An 8,121-nucleotide genomic window follows, 5' to 3' on the forward strand; every position below is an offset into this window, starting at 1 on the left:
GGGCTACAAGGCGAACCGCTCGGAGGCCCCGGAGGACCTCATCCCTCAGTTCCCCCTGATTCGCGACGCAGTGCACGCCTTCAATGTCGCGTGTATCGAGAAAAGGGGATACGAGGCCGACGACCTGATCGCCACCTACGCGATTCAGGCCTGGGAGGCGGGTGCCGACGTGACCATCGTCTCCTCCGACAAGGACCTGATGCAACTCGTCCGCCCCGGCATTCGCATGTACGACACCATGAAGAACAAGGTGATCGCCGAAGAGGGCGTGATCGAGAAGTTCGGCGTGCCGCCATCAAAGGTCATCGAGGTGCAGGCGCTGATCGGCGACACCTCCGACAACGTGCCGGGCGTGCCGGGCATCGGCGTCAAGACCGCCGCGCTCCTCATCAACGAGTATGGCGATCTGGAAACGCTGCTCACGCGCGCCTCGGAGATCAAGCAGCAGAAGCGGCGGGAGAGCCTGATCGCCTTCGCCGAGCAGGCGCGCCTGTCGAAGACGCTGGTCACGCTCGATTGCGAAACCCCGCTCGACGTGCCTTTGGCCGACACCGCCGTACACCTGCCCGACCCGAACGTGCTGACCGCCTTCATGCGGCACATGGAATTTTCCACGCTGCTGCGGCGGGTGGCGGAAGGTTTGGGCGCCGAGCTTCCCGAAGGCGAGGCGAAGCCCGCCGCAACCCCACGCAAGAAAAAAGACGATTACGATCATCCCTTGCGCAAGAGCCCGCGCGGCGAGGCCGGCCCCGCCCGCGAGATCGCGGTGCAAGGCGGCTCGCCGGCGGAACTCGCCATCGAGCGCGCAGGCAGGCTCGAAGACATCCCCTTCGACCGCGCCAACTACGAGACGGTGACCGAGACGGAGCGCCTCGCCGATCTCTTGGAGGCCGCGCGCTTCCAAGGGCATTTCGCCTTCCGGGTGAAGCTCAATTCGGCCGACCCCATGACCGGCGAGATCGCCGGTGTGGCGCTGGCGCTCATTCCCGGGCACGCGGCCTATGTGCCACTCGGGCACAGTGCGGGCGACGAGCTCGGTCTCGGCGGCGAGACGGTCATCGCGCAGATTCCGTTGCGCGAGGCGCTTGCCATGCTGAAGCCGATCCTCGAAGACGAGGCTGTGCTCAAGATCGTGTCGAACGCCAAGCCCGACATGGTGGCGCTCGCCCGCTACGGCATCGCGCTGCGGGCCATCGACGATCCCTGCCTCATGTCCTATGCGCTGGACGCCGGCCGCGCGGAGCATTTGCCGCCGAAGCTCGCGGGCTCGCTGCTCGGCTATACCTGCCTCACCGAGAAAGAGGTGATGGGCACCGGCAAGGCGGCGGTCGGCTTCGATCGTGTCGCGGTCGAGCGCGCCGCCGAATATGCGGGCGAGGAAGTGGACATCGCGCTCCGCCTCTGGATGGTGCTCAAACCGCGGCTCGCCGCGGAGTCCGTCACCACGGTCTACGAGACGCTGGAGCGGCCGTTGCAGAGCGTGCTCGCAGCGATGGAACGCTCTGGCATCAAGGTGGAGCGCTCCACGCTCGCCAGCCTCTCCGGCGCTTTCGCCCAGACCATCGCCCGGCTCGAAGACGAGATCCGGGAGCTTGCCGGCGAAGAGTTCAATATCGGCTCGCCCAAGCAGCTCGGCGAGATCCTGTTCGACAAGATGAGCCTTGCCGGCGGGCGGCGCACCAAGACCGGGGCCTGGAGCACGGACGCGGCGGCGCTGGAGGAGCTCGCGGCGGAAGGCCACGATCTGCCGCGCAAGGTGCTCGACTGGCGGCTGGTCGCCAAGCTCAAGAGCACCTACACGGACGCGCTTCCCGCCTACATCCACGCCGAGACGGGGCGCGTGCATACGCGCTATGTGCTGGCCTCGACCACCACGGGCCGCCTCGCCAGCCAAGAGCCGAACCTGCAGAACATCCCGGTGCGCACCAAGGAAGGCCGCTCGATCCGCAAGGCCTTCGTCGCCGAGAAGGGCAAGAAGCTGATCTCGGCGGACTACAGCCAGATCGAGTTGCGCGTGCTCGCTCACATGGCGGACACGCCGACGCTGCGCCAAGCCTTCGCCGACGGCCTCGACATTCACGCCATGACCGCGAGCGAGATGTTCGGCGTGACCATCGAGGGCATGGACCCTGGGATCAGACGCCGGGCCAAGGCAATCAATTTCGGCATCATCTACGGCATCTCGGCCGTCGGTTTGGCGGCGCAGCTCGGCATCCCGCGCGGCGAGGCTGCCGCCTACATCAAGACCTATTTCGAGCGCTTTCCCGGGATCAAGGACTACATGGAGGCGATGAAGGCGGAGGCGCGGCGCACCGGCTACGTCAAGACGCTGTTCGGGCGCAAGGTTCACTACCCGGAGATCAACACCAAGAACCCGAGCCTGCGGGGCAATTACGAGCGCGCGGCGATCAACGCGCCGATCCAAGGTTCGGCCGCCGACATCATCCGCCTCGCCATGATCCGCATGGCGGATGCACTGGACGAAGCAGGCCTCTCCGCGCGCATGCTGCTGCAAGTCCATGACGAGCTGATCTTCGAGGCGCCGGAAGACGAAGCCGAGAAGACCATGGAGATCGCGCAAAGCGTGATGGAGCGCGCGCCGGAGCCGGCGCTAAAGCTCAAAGTCCCGCTACAGGTGGACGCGCGCGCCGCCGACAACTGGGAGGCCGCGCATTAGGGGGTCTCTTCGCCCAGCCCCCTTCCCTGTCATGGCCGGGCTTGTCGTGAGCCTGCGCCCGGGCCGGCGGAGCCGGACCCGGGTAGCGATCCACGATTTTCTTCGCGGCGGTCTCAGACGTGGATGCCCGGCACAAGGCCGGGCATGACGACGTTTGAGGATTGAGGCCCACTACCCCTTGGTCGGGCGGACCACGGCGACGATATTGGTCTGCACCACGCCCTCGACCTTGGCGATCTTGTTGAGGATCGCCTTGTCGCCGTCGGTGGAGTCCTTGCAGTCGAGCTGGGCCACCAGCTTCTCGTCGGACAGCATCACCACATTGGCGAACTTGCAGTTGGCCAGCTCCAGCGCCTTGATCGTGTCGAGCGTCGCCATGGCGTTGGCCGAATGCAGCAGCTCGATAAACAGATAGATATTCACCATCGTTGTCGTCTCCTCCCAGATTGCCGATTGTTCACGTGATGGCGGTCCTCAAGATAAACTCACGAACCCACCTAGGAGGTCCCATGCAGCTTATCCCCGTCCGCCCTGCCCTTAGCGCTGCCGCGGCGTTCATCCTTACCGCTTTTCTCGCGCTACCGGCGCTCTCCCTGCCGGCGCCCATGTCGGACGAGGAGCTCATGGAGAACAGCGACCTCGTGGCGCTGGTGCGCGTGATGTCGGTGACCTGCACCAGCATCACCAAGGATCCTCAGACCGGCGAGGAACTGCCCGGCTATCTCGCCAAGCTGCGGGTGATCGAGGCAAGCAAGGGCGATGTGCGGCCGGGCGGCGAGGTGCTCGTGACCTTCCGCGCGATTCCCAGCGGCGCCTTAGGCCCGTGGACCGTGTTCTACTATCCGGGCGAGGAGGTGTGGACGCACCTGGTCAAGCGGGAGGGCGGCGTGACCTACGCCACGACCTGGTGGAACGCGAAAGGTGACGTGGTGAAGGCGCCGGAGACGAAGGAACTGCCCACGACTGTCGGGGAGTCGGCGGTCGCAACCGACGCCGATTAGGCCCCTCCGCTCATTCCCGCATAAGCGGGAATCCAGAGCATAATAAACGTCCGTCAGTTGCTCGTATGGGTCCCCGCCTTCGCGGGGACGAGCGGATAGGGTCTAGGCCGGCAGCCCGTCGAGCCAGGTATTGAACAGTTTGCGGCTTGCCTCGTTGGTGGGCGGGGCGTAGCGCGCGGTGTTCTCGCGCATCCGCGCCAGATCGACCTTGTTCTTGGCGAGCTCCAGCGTGTGGCCGATCAGCCAGCGCTCCATGTTGTGCTGCGCCAGCTCCACGTGGAACTGCAGCGCCAGCACATTCGAGCCGTAGGTGAAGGCCTGGTTCGGCGTGAGCGGGGTCGAGGCGAGACGCGTGGCGCCTGACGGGAGATCGAAGGTGTCGCCATGCCAGTTGAGCACGCGCAAGCCTTCCAAAACGCCAAGCGGCGAGGCCTTGCCCTCGTCGGTCAAGATCAGCTCGTCCCAGCCGAGCTCGGCTTGCGGGCCGGGATAGACGCGCGCGGCGAGCACGGCGGCGAGCGCCTGTGCGCCGAGGCAGATACCCACCACGGGCGTGCCCTTCTTGACCACCTTCTCGACGATGGCGAGTTCGTCTTTGAGAAACGGGTAGCGGTCGATCTCGTAAATGCCGATGGGCCCGCCGAGCACCAGAACGAGATCGGCGCCCAGCGCGGGGGTCAGGTCGTCGACGCCGGCTTGTAGATAATTGAGGCCCACTCCGCGCTCGTCGAGCACGGGCCCGAGTGTGCCGGTATCCTCGAAAGCCACATGATAGATGGCGACGGCGTTCTGCATGAGGGTCCCCTTATCGCTTCCCCGGCTTTCGGGCGAAGATCATCATCGCGCCCGCCACGCCGGACCTGTTGTCAATTAGCGGCGCACGCTTGGCCTTTTACGACACAGGCCCAACTCAGACCGTCCGCGCCGTGCCCTGCCTGCGGGGATCGCCGGCGCCTTCCACGCCCCGCTTCTCGTGCCAGCGCGCGGCATGCACGCCGCCGAAAAACAGGTTCTGCGCCGGCCAGGCGCGGGCTTTCTCGCCAAGTGCGCGCAGCGCGGTCTCCATGTCTTCCAGCAGGCCCGGCTCGAAGCTCGTGGTCCCGTCGCGCTCCACGTGAATGCGGGGCGCGGTCACCGCGTCCTCGACGCGCATGCCGTGCACCAACAGATTGACCGTCACTTGCAGGATAGCGGTGCGGATGCGGTTCGAGCCGCCGGTGCCGAGCGCGGTTACCGTGCCGTCCGGCTCCATGATGATGGTGGGCGCCATCATGGAAGAAAGCCGCACGCCTTCGCGCCAGTTGTCATGCTCGCAAAGGTCTTCCTCGCCCAGCATGTTGTTCAGCATGAAGCCGTGCTGCCCGACGATGAAGCCGTTGCCCTCGCCGTTGGAGAGGCTGACGGAGGCGGCGTTGCCGTCGCCATCGATGACGCTGATATGGGTCGTGCCGCGATAGGCTTGTGGGTGCCGCGCGGCCTTGCGAATTTCCTCCGCCAGTACGCCGCCCGCGAGACGCTCCGCCAGTCCTTCGCCGTGCCGCGCCCGCGCCTCGTTGGTGGCGGCCATGGCGGCGTGCAGTGCGCGCGCATCGATCGCTTCGCCCGACGCGGCCAACGCTTCGAGATAAGCGAGCCCGAAGGCGATCAGCGCACCGCCGGCCGATGGCGGCGGGTTGAGCGCGACGGTCGCCTTGCCGTAACGCCACAGCAGCGGCTCGCGCAGCTCGGCGCGGTAGCGCGTCAAGTCCTCCATCGTGAGATGACCGCCGCGGTCGCGCGACTGCGCGGCAATGGCCCGTCCCACGTCTCCGTCTGTGAAAAGCCGCGCACCGTCTTCGGCCAGCCACGAAAGCGTCTCGGCCAGCCCTTCGTTGCGGAAGGTGTCGCCCGCTTCGAGCAGCTTGCCGTCCGGCGCGAAAATGGCACGCGTCCCTTCGCTCTCTTGCAGGATGGGCGCGATAACGGTGAAGAGATAGGCTTGGAACGCGGTGAGCGGAAAGCCTTTGCGCGCGGCCTCCACGGCGGGCTCCACCAGGCGCTTCATCGGCAGCCTGCCCAGCGCCTCATGCATGGCGAAAAGTCCCGGCGCCATGCCGGGCGTCGCGCTCGACCCCAGCCCGATATGGAACTCCTGAGTGGCGGGCCCGAAATTGGCCTCGATGGGAAAGAACGAGACCTCGTCGGCCTTGCGCCGTTTCAGCGGCGTCTCCACGAAGAAATCGAACAGCTTGACTTTATGGCTGCCCGCCTGGCGCGCCATGAGAAAGCCGCCGCCGCCCGGCGAGCAGAACACGGCTTCGGCCACGAACGCCATGCATACCGCCGCCACGCCCGCGTCGAAGGCGTTGCCACCGTCGGCGAGAATCTCGGCGGCCGCGGAGACGGTCAGCTCATGCCCCGCCGCGACGATGCTGTGTCCCTTGCTCATGCGGAGTTGCCTAAGGCGAAGCGCGCAGCGCGGCAAGAGCGTTGCTCCCAGCCTGAAAGACTCATGGCCGGGCACTGCCGCCCGGCCATGAGATAAGATTGACGCTGGCTACCGGCTTTCGCCGGCACCGCGAGGCTAGGCGAGACGCTTCTCGAGCTCGCCGAGTTCTTCCTTCAAGCCGCCCGGCAGCTTGTCGCCGAAGGTCTCGTAGTGCTCCTTGATCGAGGGAATCTCGGACTTCCAGCCTTCCGTGTCGACCCTGAGCAGCTCTTTGAGGTCGGCCTCGCCGACATCGAGGCCATCGGTGTCGAGCGCGCCCTCCGCCGGCACCTTGCCGATCGGCGTGTCGATGGCCTCCGCCGTGCCGTCGCAGCGCTCGAAGATCCACTTCAGCACGCGGGAGTTCTCAGCGAAGCCCGGCCACAGGAACTTGCCCTCGGGGCTCTTCCGGAACCAGTTCACGTAGAAGATCTTCGGCATCTTATCGCCGCCCTTCTCGCCGATTTTCAGCCAATGGGCGAAATAGTCGCCCATGTGGTAGCCGCAGAAGGGCAGCATGGCCATCGGGTCTCGGCGAATATCGCCCTTTGCGTCCGCAGCGGCGGCGGTCTTCTCCGAGGCCATGATGGAGCCGAGGAACGTGCCCTGTTTCCAGTCTTCCGCTTCGGTGACGAGCGGCACGACCGAGGCGCGGCGGCCACCGAACAGGATGGCGTCGATCGGTACGCCCTTGGGGTCCTCCCATTCCGGCGCGATAACCGGGCACTGGCCGGCGGGGGCGGTGAAGCGCGAGTTGGGATGCGCTGCCGGGCGTCCGGCGTCCGGCGTCCAGGAGCGACGCAGCCAATCCACGGTGTGGGCCGGCGGCTCCTTCGTCATTTCTTCCCACCACACATCGCCATCATCGGTGAGCGCGACGTTGGAGTAGATGCAGTTCGCATCCAGCGTGCGCATGGCGTTGTAGTTGGAATGATCGGAGGTGCCGGGCGCCACACCGAAGAACCCGGTCTCCGGGTTGATCGCGTAAAGACGTCCGTCCTCGCCGAACTTCATCCAGCAGATATCGTCGCCGATGGTCTCGGCCTTCCAGCCCTTGATCGTCGGGTTGAGCATTGCGAGGTTGGTCTTGCCGCATGCGCTCGGGAAGGCGGCGGCGATGAATTTCGATTCGCCTTCAGGATTGGTGAGCTTAAGGATGAGCATGTGCTCGGCCATCCAGCCTTCGTCGCGCGCCTTTACCGACGCGATGCGCAGCGCATGGCATTTCTTGCCGAGCAGCGCGTTGCCGCCATAGCCGGAGCCGTAGGACCAGATTTCGCGCGTCTCGGGGAAATGCGAGATGTACTTGGTCGCGTTGCACGGCCACGGCACGTCGGCCTGGGTCTGCGAGGTGAGCGGCGCGCCGACCGTGTGCATGCCGCGCACGAAATCTTCCGAATCGCCGAGCGCCTTCCACACCTTGTCGCCCACGCGAGTCATGATGTGCATGTTGGCGACGGCGTAGGCCGAGTCCGTAACCATGACGCCGATGCCGGCGATGGGCGAGCCGACCGGGCCCATGGAATAGGGCACCACATACATGGTGCGGCCCTGCATGGCGCCGTCGTAAATCTTCCTCAGCGTCTCTTTCATCTCGGCGGGATCGGCCCAGTTGTTGGTCGGGCCGGCGTCTTCCTTCTTCTCGGAGCAGATATAGGTCTGGTCCTCGACGCGGGCGACGTCCTTGGGATCGGAGCGGACGAGAATGGAGTTGGGGCGCTTATCTTCGTTGAGCCGAATCGCCGTTCCGCCGTCGACCAGCGCCTTCAGCATCGCCTGATACTCTTCCTTGGAGCCGTCGCACCAATAGACGGAGTCCGGCTTGAAAAGTTCTTTTGCTTCTTCCACGAACGCCAGAACCTTCTTGTTCGTGGTGGGCGCAATCTTCGACTGAACGTTCATACGGTTTCGTCCCTAGATCTCGAATTGACGGATAAAAAATCGCTTTGGATCGCCCCCTAGCTACCCTGAACTCA

The 8,121-nt window shown here is 65.4% G+C and carries 6 protein-coding genes; 2 read left to right on the top strand and 4 right to left on the bottom strand.

The genetic code is table 11. The features are described 5' to 3' along the window. On the top strand, window positions 1-2,677 hold a 2,677-nt coding region (gene polA, locus ACSLE4_RS12420), incomplete at its 5' end, for a DNA polymerase I (protein WP_435904754.1). A 171-nt stretch (window positions 2,678-2,848) separates the two neighbouring features. On the opposite strand, the gene ACSLE4_RS12425 is transcribed toward polA, so the two are convergent. Then, the gene (locus tag ACSLE4_RS12425; protein WP_141701352.1) at window positions 2,849-3,103 is read right to left on the bottom strand and encodes a hypothetical protein; all 255 of its coding nucleotides are present in this window, start codon (window positions 3,101-3,103) and stop codon (window positions 2,849-2,851) included. An 83-nt stretch (window positions 3,104-3,186) separates the two neighbouring features. Between ACSLE4_RS12425 and ACSLE4_RS12430 the strand changes: the two genes are divergently transcribed. Next, complete coding sequence (locus ACSLE4_RS12430; RefSeq protein WP_435904755.1) at window positions 3,187-3,678, top strand: hypothetical protein; 492 nt, start codon at window positions 3,187-3,189, stop codon at window positions 3,676-3,678. 102 nt (window positions 3,679-3,780) lie between these two features. Here ACSLE4_RS12430 and ACSLE4_RS12435 read toward each other — a convergent pair whose 3' ends face one another. The 3 genes from ACSLE4_RS12435 to ACSLE4_RS12445 all read right to left on the bottom strand — a co-directional run bounded on the left by ACSLE4_RS12435 (window position 3,781) and on the right by ACSLE4_RS12445 (window position 8,047). Further along, a complete protein-coding gene (locus tag ACSLE4_RS12435) occupies window positions 3,781-4,473 on the bottom strand; it encodes a glutamine amidotransferase (RefSeq protein ID WP_435904756.1) in 693 nt (230 codons plus the stop codon). 115 nt (window positions 4,474-4,588) lie between these two features. Beyond that, entirely contained in the window at window positions 4,589-6,106 is a 1,518-nt protein-coding gene (locus ACSLE4_RS12440; protein WP_435904757.1) for a gamma-glutamyltransferase family protein, read from the bottom strand. 135 nt (window positions 6,107-6,241) lie between these two features. Next, window positions 6,242-8,047 carry a phosphoenolpyruvate carboxykinase (GTP) gene (locus ACSLE4_RS12445; protein ID WP_435904758.1) on the bottom strand — a complete coding sequence of 602 codons (1,806 nt, stop codon included), beginning with the start codon at window positions 8,045-8,047 and terminating at the stop codon, window positions 6,242-6,244. Window positions 8,048-8,121: the final 74 nt, after the last annotated feature.

It is taken from the genome of Methyloceanibacter sp., from assembly GCF_051306395.1.
Lineage (GTDB): Bacteria > Pseudomonadota > Alphaproteobacteria > Rhizobiales > Methyloligellaceae > Methyloceanibacter.